This is a genomic window from Corynebacterium sp. L4757 (assembly GCF_043673995.1).
GTDB lineage: Bacteria > Actinomycetota > Actinomycetes > Mycobacteriales > Mycobacteriaceae > Corynebacterium.
On sequence record NZ_JBIMEN010000005.1, the window covers coordinates 212,598 to 232,776 of the forward strand.

The window sequence follows — 20,179 nt, forward strand, 5'->3', positions numbered from 1 at the left end:
TTCGATAGGGCACACCCCAGGGGGACGGGTGCCCGGCAGGTGTCAGTGTCAGAAGGTGTTGGCACAGATCGGCCCTGGTGACCAGGGGTGTGACGACGACTTCTGAACACCATCCGGTCAGTCCTCATGGGCACTAGGACCTGTTATGAAAGTCGTTTGAGCCAGCGGTCAATGTTCGCGACCCGGATGACTGCCTCGAACCGGATGGCGAGTTTGTCGTATCGGGTGGCCACCCCGCGGTTGTGTTTGAGCGCGTTGAAGCAGCGTTCGACGACGTTGCGGCCCTTATACGCCTCAGAGTCGAAGGCCGGTGGCCGCCCACCGGCAGACCCTTTGGCCTGACGGTTGTCGGCCTGGTCCTTTTTGACCGGGATCGTGGTGGTGATCTTCCGGCACCGCAGGTACGACCGGTTCGCCTGTGAGGAGTAGGCCTTGTCCGCCAGCACCCGATCCGGCAGACTGCGGGGCCGACCGGGCCCGGGGCGGGCCACCCGAATCCGGTCCAGGACTTCGGTCAGCTGCGGGCTGTCACCGGCCTGCCCGGCGGTCAGCGTGAACGACACCGCCTGTAGGTGATGGTCACAGGCCAGATGAATCTTGGTGGAGAACCCGCCCCGAGACCGGCCGAGGGCATGGTTGTCCGGTTCGCCGTCGAGGCGGTCGGAGGAATCTCGCCGCGCTCCGGCGGCGTGGATATGCGCCCGGCTGGTAGTCGAGTCCACGGAGATGTCCCATCCGAGTTGTCCCTGGCCATCGGCTCGGGACTGAAGGGCGGCTTCGATCTGTGCCCAGGTGCCGGATAGTTGCCAGGCACGAAACAGGGCGTAGACCCGCGTGGAGGGTTCCCCAGCGCACGCCGGTGGGAGCTGGGGACAGTGTGGAGAAGATCACTAAAGGGGCCGCAAGGTGGACATCGGAGAAGTTCAGGCGTTAGTGTTACCTCCGTTAGATAACGGAACGGTAACGGTCTGATCTCCAACGGACATATCGCTGGAATTGCTCAGGGCGGGACAACAGACAACGACGGAAGACGAGTCATGCGCCTGAAGGCTTCGCGGTCATCCGGAGGAAAACACCGCACGATCACCACCTCGCAGACCAAGGGGCGTCTCGCCCTCGTGGCTGTAGCCGCCGGCGGTGGAGACTGCGCCGATGGCAGCGGCCATGAGGGCGATGCGGCTCTTAGTGGACCGCTGATTCGGGCTGGAAATGGTTCTACTCCTGTCATGCTGCCCACTGCACGGGCCTGGGCGATAACTCAATCGTGAGCACATCGTGACCGTTTCGTTATTGATTCGCAGAACCATACATACGGGCCTTGGGGTATGCAAGCCCCCCGTCAGCCTATAATTTGACTGTCAGAATCCCGGGCCGTATGCAGGGGAAAAAGCCCAGGTTAGCGCGCAAGTGGGAGAAGGGTGTCAGGATTCTTCCAGCTCAGACCCAGTTTCTGAGTGGAGAAATGCGCTCCGAATCACAAAGGCCACACGCTCCCGGGAGCGTGTGGCCTTGAAGGAAAGGTGGGGAGGGGGTGGCGTGGATAAGCGGGGGTCAGACAGCTCTACGCCGGTGGAACCCGTGATAGAAGACGGCCGTGATGATGGCGACGCCAGCCAGCGCGGCGTACATGGTGCCGTAACCGCGGGAAGCGACCAAGGCTTCCCGGAGGAGCATCGTCACCGCGTAAGTCACGAAAAAAGAACCGCTTTGGGATGAACTAGTCCCCGGGGCTCACCCGCCAGGTCCATCCCGGAATCGTGCCATTATAAGCCAGAACCTGAGCCTGACATCCGCGGATATCCACCTCTTGCTGGGCGGCAACTATCTTCACCTGCAGTAGCCCGTCCTGGCTGTGAAGTACTTCCGGCTGCCATAGGTCTCCTCCCACGAGGATGCCCGCGTCGTCGCCACCAGAGACCTGGGAGAAGAGGCGAATGGGTGGGCCCAGGGCAACCCGGTCTTGGAGACGCCGATTCCACCCGGGCCCATTGTCCTCGGCTGAGTGGCGTCAGGGCCTAATCTTTATCCTTACGGTTCTCAAGACGCCGCCGTTTCTCGTCGTACTCAGTGGCGTCGATCTCCCCTCGGGCATAGCGCTCATCGAGCATGTCTCGTGCCCGATTGCGCTCCGGTCCCTGAGCCCTGTCATCGCCTCCTGGGCCTCGTCCTATTCGGCCGCGGAAAATGCCGACCATGATCATGATCAAGACCACGATACCGAGCACGAGTAGGGCCAGGACCAACCAGCCCATTCCCATGCCCCAGCCCCCCATGTGGTCTCCATCCCAGTGCATGTTTCACTCCTTCGGGGTTTCCCGAGCAGCTGACCATCGTCGCCGGGGGAGCGCCAGGCCTTCCACATTTTCCGGATCAGTACCGCCAGCAGCTCTTCTTCTGCCTGTGGCCACCAGAATAGGTGGCATGCTCTCCTGCCTCGACTATTGAGGAGAACCCAGTCACAAAGCCAGTCTGGGACGAGAATCTTCACGAATTCTTCATCAGAGAGGACATGCAGGAACTCATCCTGGGTGGCTGTCTTTATCTCCAGAGAAGGGCAGCTGAATGATCACGTCAGACGAGGCTTGCTGTCAGGGGCAGAAGTCGTTTGCCTGCCTTTACCTCACGGAGGATGTGTGTGGCTAGGCGCCGAGGTATGACACTGTCACGCGGAGTCGATAGTAGGTCAGAGACGGTTTCGCTGGCCTGAGGGTGAACGCGGCTTCGGACTGTTCTCGAAACTGCCCCCACTGGTGACTGGCAGGGGGAAGCGTCAGTGCGTGGGCTTATCTTCGTGGTCGATGCCAGCGTGTTCCTTGCCCTTCTGGAAGTTGAGCAGGCGCAGCGCGTTTGCGACGACGATGAGAGTGGATCCCTCGTGGATAAGCACGACGGCGCCGATATTCAACCCGAGGAAGGTCGCGATGATGAGGACAACGACGACTGCGAGGCTGGCGATGAGGTTTTGCCGGATGATCTGGCCAGTCGCCCGGCTCAGCCGGACAGCGAACGGGACGCGTCCGAGGTCGTCACTCATCAACGCGATGTCACAGGTCTCCAGCGCGACCGTCGACCCAGCGGCACCCATCGCAATGCCGACGTCGGCGCGGGCCATGGCGGGGGCATCGTTGACACCGTCGCCGACCATCGCGATCGGATGGTATGTCTTGGCCAGGCCCGTGATGTGGGTGACCTTATCCTCGGGGAGCAGCTCTCCGATCGCCGTGTCGACGCCGACTTCCCGGCCGACCGCGTCGGCCACCCGCTGGTTGTCGCCGGAGATCATGACCAGATGGCCCACCCCTGTGTCCCGGAGCATGCTGAGCACCTGGGCAGATTCGTTGCGGGAGGCATCCATCACTCCGACGACCCCAAGGAAGCGGTCACCACGACGGACCACCATCAACGTCTGCCCCGAGTCGCGGGCCTTCGTGTAGGCCTCGGCCAGCGAAGGAGGCAGCTTAAGCTGCTGCTCATCGAACATGCGGAGGTTGCCCACTTCCACCCGTTCTCCGTCGATCGTCGCAGTGATGCCGCGTCCAGTGAGGGCAGAGAGATCGGTGGCCACCAACCGCTCGGTCTCCGGGACGCGGGGGGCAAGGTCGCGGACGATCGCGGCAGCGAGGGGGTGATCGCTGAGCGATTCGACAGCCACAAGTGTGGGGATCAGTTCCGCTTCGGACGTATCGTTGGCGGAGGCCAGTGAGGTCACTCGGGGCGCGCCCCACGTGAGGGTGCCGGTCTTGTCGAACGCTATCGCCTTTACTCGGCCCAGTGTCTCGAGCGGGGCACCGCCCTTGACGAGCACGCCGGCCCGGGCAGCGCGAGCCACACCCGCCAGGACCGCGGCTGGGGTGGCGATCGCGAGAGCACATGGACTCGCGGCGACGAGCACGGTCATGGCGAGGTAGAAAGCGTCGGAGAACGGTTGCGCGAACACGAACATCGACACCAACAAGGTGGCGATGACCCCGAGGATCACGGCGGGCACGTACCAGCGCTGGAACCGGTCGATGAACTGCTGGGTCGGGGACGCGGCCTGGTCGGCGGTGCGAACGAGCTCGACGACTTTGCTCAGCGTTGAGTCGGCGGCGGTCGCGGTGACCTCGATCTCGAGCACGCCGGACCCGTTCACGGTGCCGGCGAACACTCGATTGGCGGCGGGGAGGGTGTCAATCGTGTGCATCGTCCGCTGTGGGTCGGCCACCGGTTCCTTCTCCACGGGGATCGACTCGCCCGTGACCGCTGATTGATCAACGGCGGACATCCCGGAGATAACGAACCCGTCCGAGGGGATGCGGGAATTCGGGCGGATGACCACGATGTCTCCGACCACGAGTTCCTCCACGGGCACTTCCACGGGTTCGGTATCACCGCGGCGCACCAGGGCGTGGCGGGGGGCGAGTTCGGCGAGGGCCTCAATGGACTTGCTGGCGCGGCTGAGGGCGTACTCCTCGAGGGCGTGGCCGAGGCTGAACAAGAACAGCAGCACCGCTCCCTCCGCCCACCGGCCGATGAGGGCAGCGCCGACCGCGGCGACAAGCATGAGGAAGTCAACCTCGAACTTCCCCCGCAGCGTGGAGGAGATCGCGGTGCGGATGGTGAAGAACCCGCCGAAGAAGTAGGTGGCGAGAAAGAACGCCAACGGCCATCCGACCATCGGCAGCCCCAAGGCGAACTGCGCAATCATCCCACCGGCGTAAGTGACGCCGGCGGCGATCGAGAACCCCAACTCCCAGCGTGCGGAGCCGTGGGCATGATCGCCGGTAGGGGTGGTCGGCGCTGTCGGTGTCAGGGTTGTGGGGGATCCGTTCGGGGCATGGGGCTGGCCGGGGTCATGGCCGTGGTCGGGCGTGCTCATGCCTGTAGCCTAGCAGGGAAATCCCCTTATTGAAAGCTTATTGAAAATGCTTGATGGCATCCGGTCTGGTACGGCCCACGCAAGTGTGAGGCGGGTTGAACGGTGCTGCGGGGAAGGCCACGGTTAGAACCGTTCGCGCTGGCGACGAGCGAATTTTCGGGAGTGATCCGGTCGACTGTCACCGTAGCGGTCGTGCAACATGCGTGAACGGTCACCGGAGGATGCGGACGTGGTGGTTCCGGTAGGGGCGGGGCCAGGGGTGTCGTTCTCCGGATGAGTGGTGCGGAGGGTGCCCATCGTGCCGGAATCCGTGTCACCGTCCTGTTGGTCCGTGGTCTGCTCGGCGGATGCGGCGTCGACGGAAAGCTCGGCCTCCTCGCGGCGCACGCGGCGGTGTTCCTTTAACTCCGCCCAGATGAAGTAGCCCAGGCCGAGCGGGGCCATGATGCCAAAGGCGATCCACTGGAAGGCGTAGGACAGGTGTGAGCCGCGGTCGAGCATGGGCACCGGGATGGCGTTGATCTCCCCGGCCTGTCCCTCGGCCAGCTGCACATAGTCCTGTGCGAGATCTGTGCCGGTCACCTCGGCGATCTGCTCGGTGTTGATGCCGTAGACTTGGCGGTAGCCCTGGTCCTCGATCGGCGGGGACATCGGTGTCTGCTCGGCAAATCGGGCGTGGCCGAGAATGGACTGCTCACCGGTCGGCGGGGTGTCCATCGGGGGGGACACCGCCCTCGAACGGCGGTTGAAAACCACGGTTGACCAGGATCACCTCACCGGAGTTCAGCTGGAAGGGGGTCAGGGCGTGGAAGGCGGGGGAGGAGTCGACCGGACGGTTGCGCATCAAGACCTCATCCTCGGGCAGATAGTGGCCCTCAAGGATGACCCGCGCCCATTCCTCCTCAGGCTCAATGCTGCCCTGGGCGTCGAAGACCTCCTCGGCGGGGACGGGCTCGACCTCGAAGGCGGCCTCGATCTGATCGTTGCGCTCGACGATGGCACCGTCCCTGCTCAGCTGCCATGGGGCCAGAAAGGTAAAGGAGAAATAGGAGAAGGCGATGATGGCGAGGACACCGAACACCCAGCCGGGCCGGAGGAATGTCCTCCAGCCCTTCTTCTGCGCGGCCCGCTCGTACCTGCGTTCATGTGTGCTGCTCACGGCCATGACTTCTACTTCCCCGTCCGGTGAGAAAATGCATTCTTTTCCAGTGTGCTGATGGGTGAAAACACTAGTAGACCCGGGTCTTTCCGTGCGCATCCTCATCCGTGGTGGCAGCGGCCGCGTCGCCGGCGACGGTGAAGGTGGTTGAGCTGCGGGTGGCGTGGCCGTCGGAGGAGAGGATCTGGAAGCCCACGGTGTAGTCGCCTGGTCCACCACTGATATCCGCCGGCAGGTCGAGGGTCACCAGTCGATCCTTGATGGTCGGCTCACCACTGAACAGGAGGTCACCGGAATCCTGATCGGTGATGGCCACGGTGCTGAAACCCTCCTGGGGAAGCCCCGAGAACTCCAGTTCGATGCTGCGCGGGAACTCCTCGACCACCTCACCGTCCGCGGGATTGCCACCGATCACCGAGTCATGCGCAAGGGCAGCCGGGGTGGCTACGACACTCAGGGCACCGACCGCCACCACAGCGGCGATGACACGACGAGGGAGCATGGGAGAGATGATCACGAAAGTCCTCCTGGACTGGGCCGGCTCTTCAACCGGATGTGAGCGACTACGGCACCTGCTTGCGGGAGGTACCAAGAGAGTGGTCGGAACGGACGGGGGGAAAGTTCCCGGCCACGCCGCCTTCACCGGGTGTTGTTCTTCACAGGTAGATGCACCCCTGCAGGGGGTGAACCGGGGGAAGATACTGGTCCCTGGGCAATTTACAAGAACACCAGCAGGCCCCATTAGGGTGAACCCCACGCCAGCTTCCGAACGCATCAGGAGAGCGGAGGCGGCTTGGACGGCGAAATGGACACAGATGACCCACCCGGTAAATGACACCCCCACTGCCACGGATACGACCGCAGGGAAGACCCCCACCATCGGGAGCCGGCCTCAGGAGCGGGTACGCCCCACGTGGCCGTTGTACTTGCTCTTTCTCGCCGTCGCCGGTGCAGTCGGCGGGACGGTTGCCTACAGCTTCCTCGGCGAATCCCTCGCGGCCTTGGGGATCCCCAACCCGGGCATCGCGACCACCTTCGGGTTGCCGTTTTTCCGCGCGGTCGGTTGGATGCTCGCTGCCCTGTCGGCCGGTTCTTTCCTGTTCTCCGCTTTCCTCATCTCCCCACGGTTGCCCGGCGGTGATAACGACCGCCTGCACCAGGCCTCGTTGAGTGTGGACGGGCACCTGGCCTCGCGTACCGGTGCAGTCGCGGCCCTCTGCTTTGGGCTTGTTGCGTTATTGATGATCCCGCTGGTGCTCTCGGATGTCTCCGGCACACCCCTGGCCCAGACACTCGGCCTGGAGACCCTGACGGTGGCCGTCGAGCAGGTGGCCATGGCCCAGGTGTGGCTGATCGTGGCGCTTATTGCCCTGGTCACCGGACTTACAGGCATGATGAGCCGGGCGTGGATCACCCAACCACTGTTGCTCCTCGGGTCAATCCTCATGATCATCCCCCTGGGCCTGACGGGACACTCTTCCTCGGGTGGTAACCACGACCACGGCACCAACTCCTACCTGTGGCACCTGATCTTCCTGGTCATCTGGGTCGGCGGGCTCATGGCCCTGCTCGCCCACGGGCGTCGCCTGGGACCTGACCTGGATATTGCGTTGCGTCGCTATTCGACGATCGCCCTGGTCTCCATCATCGTCATGGCCATGTCCGGGCTGGTCAACGCCGTCATCCGCATCGAACTGAGCGATTTGTTGACCACCCGCTACGGACTGATCATCGTCGCCAAGACCATCGGCGTGATCATCCTCGGTGTCTTCGGCTGGATCCACCGGGCCTGGGTCATCCCGCAGGTGCAGGCCGATCCCACGGATCACCGCCTGTTCCGCCGGGTCGCCATCATCGAGGTGCTTGTCATGGCCGCGGTCACCGGTATCGCCATCACCATGGGACGCACCCCGCCGCCCCCACCGCGCATCCCGAACCTCTCACAGATGGCCACCAAGCTCGGCTACGAGCTGTCCGAGAAACCCACCGCCCTCAACGTGTGGAGCATGTGGCGCTTTGACCTGCTCTTTGGCACCCTCGCCCTGCTATTGGCCGCCGGCTACCTCTACGCGGTGTGGCGCACCCGCCAGGCCGGCAGAACCTGGTCGACCACCTCCACCGTCTGGTGGCTGGCCGGATGCGTGAGCCTGCTGGTGACGATGAGCTCGGGGATCGGGATGAACATGCCCGCTACTTTCTCGGTGCACATGCTCGGCCATATTATCTTGTCGCTGGTCATCCCCATCTTCCTCGTGCTCGGCGCCCCGCTGACCCTGCTGATGACCGCCTTCGCCCCGGGGGCCCCGGGTAGGCCGAATATCCACGACTGGGTGCGCGCCTTCACCCGCAGCCGGTTGGTGGGAATAATCACTCATCCGGTGGTCAACACCCTGCAGTTCCTGTTCTTCTTCTACGTGATGTACCTGCTCATCCCGCTCTATGAGCTGCTGATCTCCAAGTACGCAGGACATCTGATCATGAACACTGTGCTCCTGGTCTCCGGCTGCTTCTACTTCTGGGGGATGTGTGGACCTGATCCCCTTCCGCACCGCCGCCCAGCCGCCGTCCGCCTGGGATGGCTGGTCGCCTCCCTGCCCGTCCACCTGCTCTTCGGCGTCTATCTCCTCCAGCTCAACACCATCGTGGGTGAAGAGTTCTACCGCTCACTGCTCCTGCCCTGGGAGCTGGATCTGCTCGCCGACCAGCGCGCCGCCGTCCTGGCCTGGGCCGCAGGTGTCATCCCGCTGGCCTTCGTCGTTTTTCTGCTCAGCCGCCAGGTGCAGGGGAGTGGCGACAGCACCCGGGGTGTCGAGGAGGTGGCCACCCCCGACACCGGAGGAACCGGTACACCCTCCCTGTCCCCGCCCGCCAAGTAGTACCGGTGGGATTTCGCCAGGAGCGGCCGGGACGCCGCCGGTGGCTACAGTCCTGCCCGGATTGCCCCTGGCCGTGCCCGATTTCTAGGTAGGTCAGCTAGGAGCAGGCAAGAGCTCTCCGGGCACATTGGCGTCGTCCTCGCTAATCCCTGACAATCCCCGGCGATCGGGCTGTGAAGAAGGTGGAAGAAGCACAGAGTTCGTCTTCCGACTGGATTTCTTGGGGAGTGAGACGCTACTGTTACGTCCGTAAATAACGGAACGGTCACATTCTGGTCTCCATCGTGCATAGCGGTGGGCTTGAGTGGGACGGACCAACGGACAACGACGGAAGAAGATTCATGCGACTGAAGGCTCAGCGACCAGCCGGAGGAAAACACCGCAAGATCCCCACCCCGCAAACCAAGAGCCGCGTAGCCCTGGTGGCCGTGGCCACGGGCGCGGTCTCGTCTGCGGGTCTCAGTGGTGCCGCCGCCGCCACGCTGCAGACCCAGGCTGAGGCCCCGATCTCCCCGCAGGACATTGTCGGTGGCGTGCAGTTGGCCACCAATAACACCGCGCTGCCCCCGGACACGACGGAGACGGCCCCGCAGATCCTGACGATCTCGGAGTATAAGCCGGTAACCAATATCAACGAGCAGTTGGACAAGGCGGTTGAGTACGCCGCCGAGCGCACCGAGGCCGCCCGCGCTGAGGCTGCACGTCTGGAAGCAGAACGGATTGAGGCAGAACGCCTGGCCAACGCCTCATCCGTGGTCAAACCCACTGAAGGCACCTTCACCTCCGGTTTCGGTATGCGCTGGGGCAGCCTCCACGCAGGACTAGACATCGCCAACGTCGTGGGCACCCCAATTCTTGCGGCCATGGGCGGCACCGTCATCGACTCCGGCCCGGCTTCCGGTTTCGGCCAGTGGATCCGCATCCAGCACGATGACGGCTCCATTGCCGTCTACGGCCACATGGAAACCCTCGATGTCAGCGTGGGTGAGCAGGTCACCGCCGGCCAGAAGATCGCCGGCATGGGTAACCAAGGTTTCTCCACCGGTTCCCACCTGCATTTTGAGCTCTACCCGACCGGCAGCGGCGCCGTCGACCCCGCCCCCTGGTTCGCCCAGCACGGCATCACCTTCTAACCTTCCCCCACCCGGGAGAAAACCCGGTCCTGACCCTCAGGCCAGCGTCTGTGGTCCGGGTGTCAACATGCTCCAGGTCATCTCGCACTCCTCCGCCGAGGGCACCGAGGAGTAGTACAGGGGATTGTGTACTGTCTACGATTATGAGCACGGTGACCGTCACTCACACCTCGGCGTTGTCCCGGGTGGGCCATGCCCTGTCTGATGACACCCGGACCGGGATCCTGTTGGCCTTGCGCCACGGGCCCGCCCGACCCTCGGACCTGGCCCGGCAGTTGGATGTCTCCAAACAGGTGATGTCGAATCAGTTGGCCTGTCTGCGCGGATGCGGGCTGGTGGCCGCCACCCCGGAGGGGCGCAGCGTCTGGTATTCTCTGGCTGATCCCCAGCTGGGTCACGCCCTTGGCGAGTTACTGGAGTTGGTGGTCACCATCGATCCGGCCTGTTGTTCGCCGGACGGATGCACCTGCTGATGACCGTCTCGGTCCTGGAGGACTTCGTCGCCACCTTGCCGGGTCCCCCGGGGCCCACGGCCTGGACATCCCTTAATTTCCACCAGAGATAGAACGGACCCCTCGTGAGCACCCCCACCAACCGCACCACCTCCGCCCGGCCCTCCGGGAATTGGAGAAAAGCCCGGATCATTGTCTGGGCGTTATTGGCAATCGTCGTCATCGCCGGGATCGTCGCCTTTTTCCTCGGCCGATCCGACTCCGCTTCTGCGCCCGCCCCGGAAACCGTGACCAGTGATGCGGGGCAGGTGGTCCGGGACAACAGTCGGGTGCTGTCCCAGGCGCCGAACGAGAAGGCCGTGCTGGTGGAGTTCCTCGACTTCGAGTGCGAGGCCTGCCGGGCGGCTTACCCCTTCGTGGAGGAACTTCGTGCGGAGTACTCCGACACCGTCACCTTCGTCAACCGTTACTTCCCGCTGCCGGGTCACCGCAACTCCATGCCCGCTGCCGTGGCTGTGGAGGCTGCCGCCCAGCAGGGACAATACGACTCGATGTACCACCGGATGTTTGAGACCCAGTCTGAGTGGGGTGAGTCCGCCGAGGACAAAAGCGCGGTCTTCCGCGGCTTCGCCGAGGACCTGGGTCTGGACATGGCCGCCTTTGACGCCGCTGTGGCCGATCCGGCCACCGAGGAACGGGTCCGACTCGATGTGGCTGACGGCACGGCCCTGGGTGTGCGCGGCACCCCGACCTTCTTCCTCGACGGTCAGCTCCTGACCCCGGACTCCCTGGAGCAGTTCCGGGCCGAGGTCGACGCGGCTGCCGCCGACTAACCCGAATCCATGACGCACTCACCCACCGCCGACGACAATGAGGTTCTTGTGACCGAGACGAACACTGACCCCTCTTTGCCGGCCGTCGCCCGGAACCGTCCTTTCGCCCTCATCCTGTTGATCACCGGTGTGATCGGATGGGTGGCCTCGGGCATCCTGGTGCTCGAACGCCTGGCCCTCTACGAGGACGCCGAACATGTCACCACCTGCGACATCAACGCGTTGGTTTCCTGTGGAAAGGTGATGGGCACCTGGCAGTCCGAACTGCTCGGCTTCCCCAACCCCCTGATCGGCATCGTCGCTTTCGCCGTGGTCATCACCACGGCGATGGCCATGCTATCCGGGGCCCGCTTCGCCGACTGGTACTGGGGGGCTCTGCAGGCAGGGGTGACCGTGGGCCTGCTGTTCATCGTCTGGTTGTGGTACCAGGCCCTGTTCGTCATCCATATTTTGTGCCTGTACTGCATGGTGGTGTGGGCGATGATGGTCCCGCTGTTTATCCTGCTCACAGTACGCAACCTCGCCCACGGCCTCTTCCCCGCCTCGCCTGCTGTGGTGCGGTTTGCCTCCCAGTGGGCAGGCACCCTGATCGCCGTGGTCTACGTCGCCGTGGCCGCCTCGGTGTTTGTCAGCTTCTACTCCGATTTCACCAGCCTCTGACCTTGGCGAGCGGCCACTTCCCAGCGCCGGTGATTCCGGGGCCATGTGTGACGCAGGCCCAGACCTGGGGTGACCTGCATCAACTCGAATGGGCTTCGGGTGGAGACCTTCGTCACGTTCTCGGAACTTTCCGTTCAGCCGGACCGACAACTTGGGTATACCTGAATTTAGATCGGGTGTCGGCAGGAATCGCGAGCCGGGAGTGTGTGAGGCCAGTTCGCCACGCCTGCCGGAAAAGAAGCTGTCGCGGTGGCGATGAGTTACTGTGCCGGTTTTTCAACTGCGAAAGGCATACGCTGTGGATCTTGTCGATGTCTCACGCTGGCAATTTGGCATCACGACTGTCTATCACTTCATTTTCGTCCCCCTGACCATCGGACTCGCTCCGCTGGTGGCAATCATGCAGACGGCCTGGCATCGCACCGGTAAAGATATGTGGTACCGCGCCACCCGGTTTTTCGGCACGCTGTTCCTGGTCAACTTCGCCATGGGCGTGGTCACCGGCCTTGTCCAGGAGTTCCAGTTCGGCATGAACTGGAGTGAGTACTCTCGCTTTGTCGGCGATGTTTTTGGTGGTCCGCTCGCCCTGGAGGGGCTGGCAGCTTTCTTCTTTGAGTCCATCTTCTTGGGCATTTGGATCTTTGGTTGGGGAAGAGTCCCCCGCTGGATACACCTGGCGTCCATCTGGATCGTCGCAGCCGCGACTAATGTCTCGGCCTACTTCATCATCGTGGCGAACTCCTTTATGCAGCACCCGGTGGGGGCGGCGATGAACTACGAGAACGGTCGCGCGGAACTGATCAACGTCTGGGAACTGCTGAGCAATCCGGTGGCCCTGGTGGCCTTCCCGCACGCGGTGGCCGGTTCCGTGCTTGTGGCCGGCACCTTCGTCGCCGGCATTAGTGCGTGGTGGATGGTGCGCGATCGTCGTCACGCCGCAAAGACGGGCGAAAACGCCGAGGATGCCGGGCAGTTGTGGCGGCCCCTGCTGCGCATGGGACTGTGGGTCACATTATTGGGGATCGTCTCCGTTTCCATCACCGGTGATCTGCAGGCCAAGGTGATGTTCGAGGTCCAGCCGATGAAGATGGCCTCCGCGGAGGCCCTTTGCTATACGGAGGAGGACCCGTGGTTTTCCATCTTGGCTATCAGCACGTTCAACGACTGCAACTCCGTCTCCGAGATTTTCAGTGTGCCCTGGGTTCTGTCATTCCTGGCCGGCGGCCAATTCAGCGGTGTAACGCTGCAGGGTGTCACGGACCTGCAGGCCCAGGCCGAGCAGCTCTACGGTCCGGGCAACTACTCTCCGAACCTGTTCGTGACCTACTGGTCCTTCCGTCTGATGATCGGCTTCATGGCCGCCTCCATCCTGGTGGTTATCGTCGGTTTCTGGTTGACCCGTAAGAAACGCACCACCGACAGGCGGTGGTTCGCCTGGCTGGGTCTCATCGCGATTCCGTTCCCCTTCCTGTCTAACTCCGCCGGCTGGATCTTCACCGAGATGGGGCGCCAGCCCTGGGTGGTGTACCCGAATCCTGACTTCGGTCCGGAGAATAGCCCGAACGGGGAGAACGACATCCACCTGATCGTGGACTTCGGGGTGTCCAACCACTCGGTGGCCACCGTCTGGATTTCCCTGATCGCCTTCACCCTGATCTACGGCATCCTCGCCGTGGTCTGGTTCTGGCTCATGCGCCGCTTCGTGGTTGCCGGGGCACTGGCATCTGGCGCTTCCGAGAACATCGTCGAGGACACCTACGGGCCGGACGCCGAGGAGCTAGAACCGCTGAGCTTCAACGCCGACAGCTCCGACGACTTCCCCAGCGCCGAAGAGTCCGAACCCGCCGACCGGGGTTCCGCAGCTGTCACCACGAAACCACGCCGACAGCGTGATGAGCGCACCGTTGATGAGAAGGGGAATTGATCATGGATCTGCAGACCTTGTGGTTCATCGTGATCGCTTTCCTGTTCGTCGGTTATTTCGTCCTGGAGGGTTTCGACTTCGGTGTCGGTATGCTTCTGCCCTTCCTGGGCGGTGACGGTGAGGAGCGTGCGCGGCGTCGCGACGCGGTGGCCACTAGCATCGGACCGGTGTGGAACGGCAACGAGGTGTGGCTTATCGTGGCGGTGGGTGGCATGTTCGCAGCCTTCCCTGAGTGGTACGCCACGATGTTTTCCGGTTTCTATCTCCCGTTGCTGCTCATTTTGCTCTCCCTAATCCTGCGGGGCGTCGCCCTGGAGTGGCGCGTCAAAGTCGACACCCAGGCCTGGCGGGACCGCTGCGATATCGGGTTGGCTATCGGCAGTTGGGTGCCAGCGATTTTTTGGGGTGTAGCCTTCGCCAATATCGTCCAGGGCGTGGCGATCGACGCCAACCGGCAGATCGATTCCAGTCTGACCGCGATGTTTGGCCTGTTCAATCCCTACGGTCTGCTGGGAGCGGGGACCTTCGTTCTGGTGTTCATGGTGCACGGCGCGACCTTTTTGGGGCTCAAGGTGCACGAACCGTTGCGCAGCCGGGCCCATCGCCTAGCCCAACGGCTGACTATCCCGACAGCCGTGGTGGCCGTCGGGTTCGCGGTATGGACTCAGCTGGCACATGGTGATCCCGTCATCTGGATCGCGGTGGGTGTGCTCGCACTGTGCGTGCTCATCGGTTCGGTGGCCATCATGCGGGGCCACGACGGCCTCGCGTTCGCGGCCACTGCCGTGGCTGTGGCCACCCTGGTGGTGCAGATTTTCGTCACCTTGTTCCCGAACGTGATGCCTACCTCCCTGCCGGGCGGGGTGTCTCTGGACATCTATAACGCCTCTAGTTCGGACTACACGCTGGTCTTTTTGTCCTGGGGTGTGCTGATCCTGGTGCCGTTCATCCTGGCCGCTCAGGGCTGGACCTTCTGGTCCTTCGCCAAGCGGATCACGGTGTGAGCCGCGTGCAGGGACCCATTGACCCCAGACTCCTTGCTCTGGTTCCGCCGGTGTGGGGCCTGATCCTGCGTACCGGCGTTCTGCAGGCGCTCACCACCGTGTTAGTGCTCGCCCGCGGGGTGCTCATCGGCTGGATCGCAGCCCGCGTCATCTTGGACCGCGGCGCCGACTGGGACGTGCTGACCTGGCCAGTGGTGGCACTTTTCGTGGTCATTGCTGTCCACGGCGTCGTGTCCGGTCATGCGCAACGCGCCTCCTCGGAGAGCGTCGGACGGGTCGTGGATACGCTGCGGGCCAAGGCTCTGACCGCGTTGCGACGCCGCGATCCCCGCCGCGTGCAGGAGGAATCGGCCCACTGGCGTGAGGTACTCACCGACGGTATCGAGGACTTCCGGCCCTACTTGAGCGAATTTCTGCCCTCGCTGGTCGCCGTCGTGCTGGCTACTCCGGCCGCTTTGGTGGTGGTGCTGGTGGCGGACCCGGTCTCCGGAATCTTGGCGCTGGTGACGGTGCCGCTGATCCCGGCCTTCATGGTGTTGATCGGCAAGCTGACCGCCGCGCATACCCGACGCCGCCTGGAGGTGACCGCTGCTTTGGGCGGGCAGCTGGCGGATCTACTCTCCGGCTCGCTAACGCTGCGGGCGCTGGGAGCCATCCGTCATCCGAGTAGGCAGCTGCGGTCCACGGGGCGTCGCCATGAAAAGGCCACCATGTCGGTGCTGCGCCTGGCATTCCTCTCTTCCTTCGCCCTGGAGTTCCTGGCCACCCTCGCGGTGGCGCTAGTTGCTGTGAGCATCGGGCTGCGCCTGGTGGACGGGAACATGGAGTTGACCGCCGGGCTGATCGCGCTGATCGTGGTCCCGGAGGTGTACAACCCGATCCGGCAGGTGGGTACGAACTTCCACGCCGCAGCCGATGGGCTGGCCGCCGTCGAGGAGATCTTGGAGCTGCTGGATGAGGATGCCAAAGCAACCGACACATCCGGGGCCGGAGCGGACCACCGCGGCCGGACCTATCTGACCCACCGCGAATCACCTGGAGACGCCCAACTGACGGTCACCGGCCTCAGCGTGAGAGGCCGCGACGGCATGAAGCCGGAGAACTTGAGCTTCACCGCCGAACCTGGGACGATCACCGTGTTGTACGGCGACAACGGTTCCGGAAAATCCACTGTGTTCCTCGCCGTCCTGGGCGCGCTGCCGGATGATCTGGTCACCGGACGGGTCGTCGCTGCGCCGTTGGTGCGCACGGCCTATCTGCCGGCCCGGCCGGTACTGGTGCAGGGCAGCGTAGAGGACAACCTCGTGCTGCTGGGTGCCGAGCGTGGGCCGGCCACCGAAACCGCTCGGAACCTGGGCTTCGACGTGTCGCTGGAACGCCGCCTCGGACCGGCGGGGGAAGGCATCTCGGCGGGCCAGGGCCAACGCCTGGCCCTGGCGCGCACCCTGGCGGGCGGCACCGGCCCCACGCTGTATCTGCTGGATGAACCTAGCGCGCACTTGAGTCCGGAGCTGGTGGAGGCCCTCTCCGCTGAGCTGCGGCGGCGTGCAACGGCCGGACACACGGTGGTGGTGGCCAGTCATGACGTCCGGCTGGCCGCGATCGCGGATGAGGTGGTGTACCTGTGAAGTCCGAATTTCGCGCCCTGAGCGCCATGCTGCGCCTGGCCGGCGTGCGCTACCGCGAGGTCGTCGCGGGTATCGCTGCCGGTTCCATCACGCTGATCTCTGCGTTGACCCTGACGATCGTTTCCGGTTGGTTAATCACCAAGGCTTGGCAGATGCCACCGGTGCTGGACCTCTCGGTCGCGGTCACCGCGGTGCGCGGCCTGGGCATCTCCCGGGCAGTATTCCGCTACGTGGACCGGCTGCTCAGCCACCGCATCGCGCTGCGGGCCCTGACCACATTGCGGTCACGGGTCTTCGACGCGCTGGCTTTTGACCACACCGGCACCGGCCGAGGACACCTCTTCACCCGCGGTGACGGGCTGGTGCGCCTGGTCGCCGACACCGAACGCATCACTGACGTCATCGTCCGTTCTGTCGTCCCCGGTGGGGTGGCATTGGTGCTCACCGTGTTCGCGGTGGCCGGCGCTACCTGGCTGCACCCGGCAGCGGGCCTGGTCCTGACTCTCGGCTTCATGGTCACCGGCCTTATCACCCCGTGGCTGGCGGTGCGGGCGGCCAGACGTTCACGCCGAGTGTTCGCCGAGGACAACCTCGACGTGGCCCTGGATGAACTGCTGGACCACCGCGTCGAGTTCGCCGCCGCCGGCCTGGGGGCGAAACGCGAGGAGTGGGCCCTCACGGCGTCGCGACGCAGCAGCGACGCCACCGTCGCCGCCGAGAAACCGCTGGCCACCTCACAGGTCTTGATCACCTGGTCCACCGGTCTGGCGGCGGCGCTGACCGTGGTCGTTGGCGCGCTGACCTACACCGGGGACCCCACCTGGCTGGGCATGATGGTGCTGCTGCCGCTGGCCGCCTTCGAGTCTCACGCCCAGCTCTCAGAAGCTGCGATCCACGCCGACGAGGCCTCCCGCAGCGCCCACCGACTCACCGACCTGGTCAAAGAATCCGACACCACTTCGGCGACGGACGGCGGGGAGGCGACGGCGTGGGAGCTCGATGGCTGTCACCTTAAAGCCACCGACCTACGTTGCCGCTTCGGCGATACCACCTGGCAGGTGGATCTGCCACCCGGTGAGCGCATGGTCATTCGCGGCCCCAGCGGTTGCGGCAAGACCACACTGCTGCAGACCCTGGGTGGCCTGGTGCCACCACGCAGCGGTTCTGTCACGCTGGGAGGGCAACGTGTGCCGGAGATCGACCCGGCCGCGTTGCGGAAGACCGTCCGCGTGCACGCGGAGGACGAATGGCTCTTCTCCACCACTATCCGACAGAACCTCCTCGTGGCCAACCCGGCCGCCAGTGACGGGGAACTATGGGAGGTCCTGCATGCGGTGGGGTTAGATGACTGGCTGCGGGAGACTGTGGGACCGGTCACCGACCCGCTGGACCTGCTGCTTGCCGACGGCGCGGGTTCCCTGTCGAGCGGGCAGCGCCGCCGTCTGCTGCTGGCCAGGGCGCTATGTTCCACCGCGCCGGTGCTGCTGTTAGATGAGCCGACCGAACACATTGACGCGGCAGATGCCGACGACCTGCTGGACACCCTCCTGGCCAAGCCGCTACCCGGACCGCGGACCCGACGCAGCGTCATCGTGGTCACCCACCGGTCGGATAAGCAGGACGGCGGGAACACTGAAGTCGGAGAAGTAGACATCCGCCGCTACGCCGACCCGGTGACGGAGCACCCCTAAGTGCTTATCTGCTTGTCGACGCCTCCTGAGCCCGGAGGCAAGTCGGGGTGAGCCGGTCACCGCAGGGTGATGCCGATGTGCTCGACACCCACCAAACCGGCATCGAGCTGCCCCTCACAAGGCAAGAGAACACCGCAATATAAGTACCCAGGTCCCCTGACCGTGTGGTCGGGGACCTGGGTGCTGCCCTCTTCGGTTTCTGCCCTAGTGCGAGTTGATCCTCGTTGACGGTGAGCATCTGCCTCACCATCCGGTAGGCGTGCTCGTCCCACCCTTGGCGTACAGCATCGCGGACGAGTCGGGAGCGTTCCCACCGGTGACCGCAGCCAATGACAGGGGTATTGTCGCGGCGGCGGCCGATCTCCCCGGCAGATGCTCTCGGCCTGGGTCGCCGACCGCAAGTGGTCCCTCATCGACGGGGACGGTCGATGATCGATCGTTCCGGGGGGGCTGGGGCATTTACCCTGATGAGTTGACCTACGTTTCACTCCATTTCCCCTGATCATATACCCCCTAGGGTACTTCTTGTTCAATACCCCTGGGGGTATTATGGTGGTGTCGTAGGACCGGGGAAGACGTCCCCGGCTGTCCCCGATTTCCTGCGAAGGAGAAACCATGCTCATCGAACGCATCTAGGACGAGGACCTGGCCCAGGCGAGCTACTTCATCGGCTGCCAGGCCAAGAACACGGCCGTGGTGGTCGATCCCCGCCGAGACATCGAGGTCTACCGGGCGATGGCCGAAAAAACGACATGACGATCGTCGCGGTGACCGAGACCCACATCCACGCCGACTACCTGTCGGGTACCCGTGAGCTGGCCGAGGCAATTATCAACGGCGCGGAAAACAAGGGCCTGACCGTGGAGATGGTCGACCACGCCACCCCGATCACCGGCAAGGGCATCCGCGCCCAGGTCGACGGTCAGACTGTCGCCGTCGGCTCCGCAGACCTGCTTGATGTCACCCCGGACAACACCCGCATCCTCGAGCTCAACGACCAGGGCAAGACCGCCATGTACGTCGGCGTCGACGGACGCGCCATCGGCATCGTCGCCGTCGCCGACACCATCCGCGATGACGCGTACGCCGCAGTCCAGGCCCTGCACGAGAAGGGCGCCAGAGTCATCATGGCCACCGGTGACGCCGAGCGGGTGGCCCGCAACGTCGCCGCCGAACTCGGGGTCGACGAGGTTCACGCCGAGCTGATGCCTGAGGACAAGCTCACCATCGTGCGTGAGCTGCAGGAAAAGGGCCACACCGTGGCCATGGTCGGTGACGGCGTCAACGACACCCCCGCACTCGCCCAGGCCGACATCGGCGTGGCCATGGGAGCCGCCGGCTCCCCGGCTGCCATCGAAACTGCCGACATCGCCCTGATGGCCGATAAGCTGCCTCGCCTGCCCTACGCCCTGGGTCTGGCTCAGCGCACGGTACGCACCATGCGTGTCAACATCGCCATCGCCCTGGCCACGGTGGCCATCCTCCTGGTCGACGCGGCTGCCGCCGACTAACCCGAATCCATGACGCACTCACCCACCGCCGACGACAATGAGGTTCTTGTGACCGAGACGAACACTGACCCCTCTTTGCCGGCCGTCGCCCGGAACCGTCCTTTCGCCCTCATCCTGTTGATCACCGGTGTGATCGGATGGGTGGCCTCGGGCATCCTGGTGCTCGAACGCCTGGCCCTCTACGAGGACGCCGAACATGTCACCACCTGCGACATCAACGCGTTGGTTTCCTGTGGAAAGGTGATGGGCACCTGGCAGTCCGAACTGCTCGGCTTCCCCAACCCCCTGATCGGCATCGTCGCTTTCGCCGTGGTCATCACCACGGCGATGGCCATGCTATCCGGGGCCCGCTTCGCCGACTGGTACTGGGGGGCTCTGCAGGCAGGGGTGACCGTGGGCCTGCTGTTCATCGTCTGGTTGTGGTACCAGGCCCTGTTCGTCATCCATATT

At 64.1% G+C, this 20,179-nt stretch carries 13 protein-coding genes and 5 pseudogenes; 13 read left to right on the forward strand and 5 right to left on the reverse strand.

The features are described from left to right. Nucleotides 1-143: 143 nt before the first annotated feature. Nucleotides 144-851, reverse strand: a pseudogene (locus ACG98I_RS08225) (IS5 family transposase); the annotation flags it as partial. 186 nt (nt 852-1,037) lie between these two features. Here ACG98I_RS08225 and ACG98I_RS08230 point away from each other — a divergent pair. After that, nucleotides 1,038-1,268: a hypothetical protein gene (locus ACG98I_RS08230; RefSeq protein WP_088859150.1), complete on the forward strand. Its 231-nt coding sequence runs from the start codon at nt 1,038-1,040 to the stop codon at nt 1,266-1,268. A 747-nt stretch (nt 1,269-2,015) separates the two neighbouring features. Here ACG98I_RS08230 and ACG98I_RS08235 read toward each other — a convergent pair. The 4 genes and pseudogenes from ACG98I_RS08235 to ACG98I_RS08250 all read right to left on the reverse strand — a co-directional run. After that, nucleotides 2,016-2,294, reverse strand: a complete 279-nt coding sequence (locus ACG98I_RS08235; RefSeq protein ID WP_003847971.1) for an SHOCT domain-containing protein — start codon at nt 2,292-2,294, stop codon at nt 2,016-2,018. A gap of 476 nt (nt 2,295-2,770) precedes the next feature. After that, nucleotides 2,771-4,858 (reverse strand): heavy metal translocating P-type ATPase, encoded by a 2,088-nt coding sequence (locus ACG98I_RS08240; protein WP_394719916.1) that lies wholly within the window; start codon nt 4,856-4,858, stop codon nt 2,771-2,773. Nucleotides 4,859-4,981: 123 nt separating this feature from the next. Then, nucleotides 4,982-6,023 (reverse strand): annotated as a pseudogene (locus ACG98I_RS08245) (SURF1 family protein). A gap of 79 nt (nt 6,024-6,102) precedes the next feature. After that, a pseudogene (locus tag ACG98I_RS08250) lies at nt 6,103-6,534 on the reverse strand (copper resistance CopC family protein); the annotation flags it as partial. Between the two features lie 298 nt (nt 6,535-6,832). On the opposite strand from ACG98I_RS08250, the gene ACG98I_RS08255 reads away from it, so the two are divergent. From ACG98I_RS08255 to ACG98I_RS08310, 12 genes and pseudogenes are all read left to right on the forward strand, one after another. Further along, nucleotides 6,833-8,893 carry a bifunctional copper resistance protein CopD/cytochrome c oxidase assembly protein gene (locus tag ACG98I_RS08255; RefSeq protein ID WP_394719918.1) on the forward strand — a complete coding sequence of 687 codons (2,061 nt, stop codon included), beginning with the start codon at nt 6,833-6,835 and terminating at the stop codon, nt 8,891-8,893. Nucleotides 8,894-9,234: 341 nt separating this feature from the next. Next, nucleotides 9,235-10,026 (forward strand): M23 family metallopeptidase, encoded by a 792-nt coding sequence (locus ACG98I_RS08260; protein WP_003847988.1) that lies wholly within the window; start codon nt 9,235-9,237, stop codon nt 10,024-10,026. A gap of 143 nt (nt 10,027-10,169) precedes the next feature. After that, the gene (locus ACG98I_RS08265; RefSeq protein WP_394719920.1) at nt 10,170-10,499 is read left to right on the forward strand and encodes an ArsR/SmtB family transcription factor; all 330 of its coding nucleotides are present in this window, start codon (nt 10,170-10,172) and stop codon (nt 10,497-10,499) included. A 104-nt stretch (nt 10,500-10,603) separates the two neighbouring features. Beyond that, a complete protein-coding gene (locus ACG98I_RS08270; RefSeq protein WP_394719922.1) occupies nt 10,604-11,311 on the forward strand; it encodes a DsbA family protein in 708 nt (235 codons plus the stop codon). A 9-nt stretch (nt 11,312-11,320) separates the two neighbouring features. Further along, the gene (locus ACG98I_RS08275) at nt 11,321-11,971 is read left to right on the forward strand and encodes a vitamin K epoxide reductase family protein (RefSeq protein WP_394719924.1); all 651 of its coding nucleotides are present in this window, start codon (nt 11,321-11,323) and stop codon (nt 11,969-11,971) included. A 298-nt stretch (nt 11,972-12,269) separates the two neighbouring features. Next, nucleotides 12,270-13,895 carry a cytochrome ubiquinol oxidase subunit I gene (locus ACG98I_RS08280; RefSeq protein WP_040355493.1) on the forward strand — a complete coding sequence of 542 codons (1,626 nt, stop codon included), beginning with the start codon at nt 12,270-12,272 and terminating at the stop codon, nt 13,893-13,895. Between the two features lie 2 nt (nt 13,896-13,897). Further along, nucleotides 13,898-14,899, forward strand: a complete 1,002-nt coding sequence (cydB, locus tag ACG98I_RS08285) for a cytochrome d ubiquinol oxidase subunit II (RefSeq protein ID WP_003847484.1) — start codon at nt 13,898-13,900, stop codon at nt 14,897-14,899. Between the two features lie 5 nt (nt 14,900-14,904). After that, nucleotides 14,905-16,527, forward strand: a complete 1,623-nt coding sequence (locus tag ACG98I_RS08290; RefSeq protein WP_040355498.1) for an ABC transporter ATP-binding protein/permease — start codon at nt 14,905-14,907, stop codon at nt 16,525-16,527. Between the two features lie 26 nt (nt 16,528-16,553). Beyond that, a complete protein-coding gene (gene cydC / locus ACG98I_RS08295; protein ID WP_040355500.1) occupies nt 16,554-18,218 on the forward strand; it encodes a thiol reductant ABC exporter subunit CydC in 1,665 nt (554 codons plus the stop codon). A 645-nt stretch (nt 18,219-18,863) separates the two neighbouring features. Further along, a pseudogene (locus ACG98I_RS08300) lies at nt 18,864-19,045 on the forward strand (MBL fold metallo-hydrolase); the annotation flags it as partial. Continuing rightward, nucleotides 19,034-19,705 (forward strand): annotated as a pseudogene (locus ACG98I_RS08305) (HAD-IC family P-type ATPase); the annotation flags it as partial. The pseudogenes ACG98I_RS08300 and ACG98I_RS08305, both read left to right, overlap by 12 nt. A gap of 33 nt (nt 19,706-19,738) precedes the next feature. Then, nucleotides 19,739-20,179, forward strand: a 441-nt coding sequence (locus tag ACG98I_RS08310; protein ID WP_394719927.1) for a vitamin K epoxide reductase family protein, incomplete at its 3' end; no start/stop codon positions are given.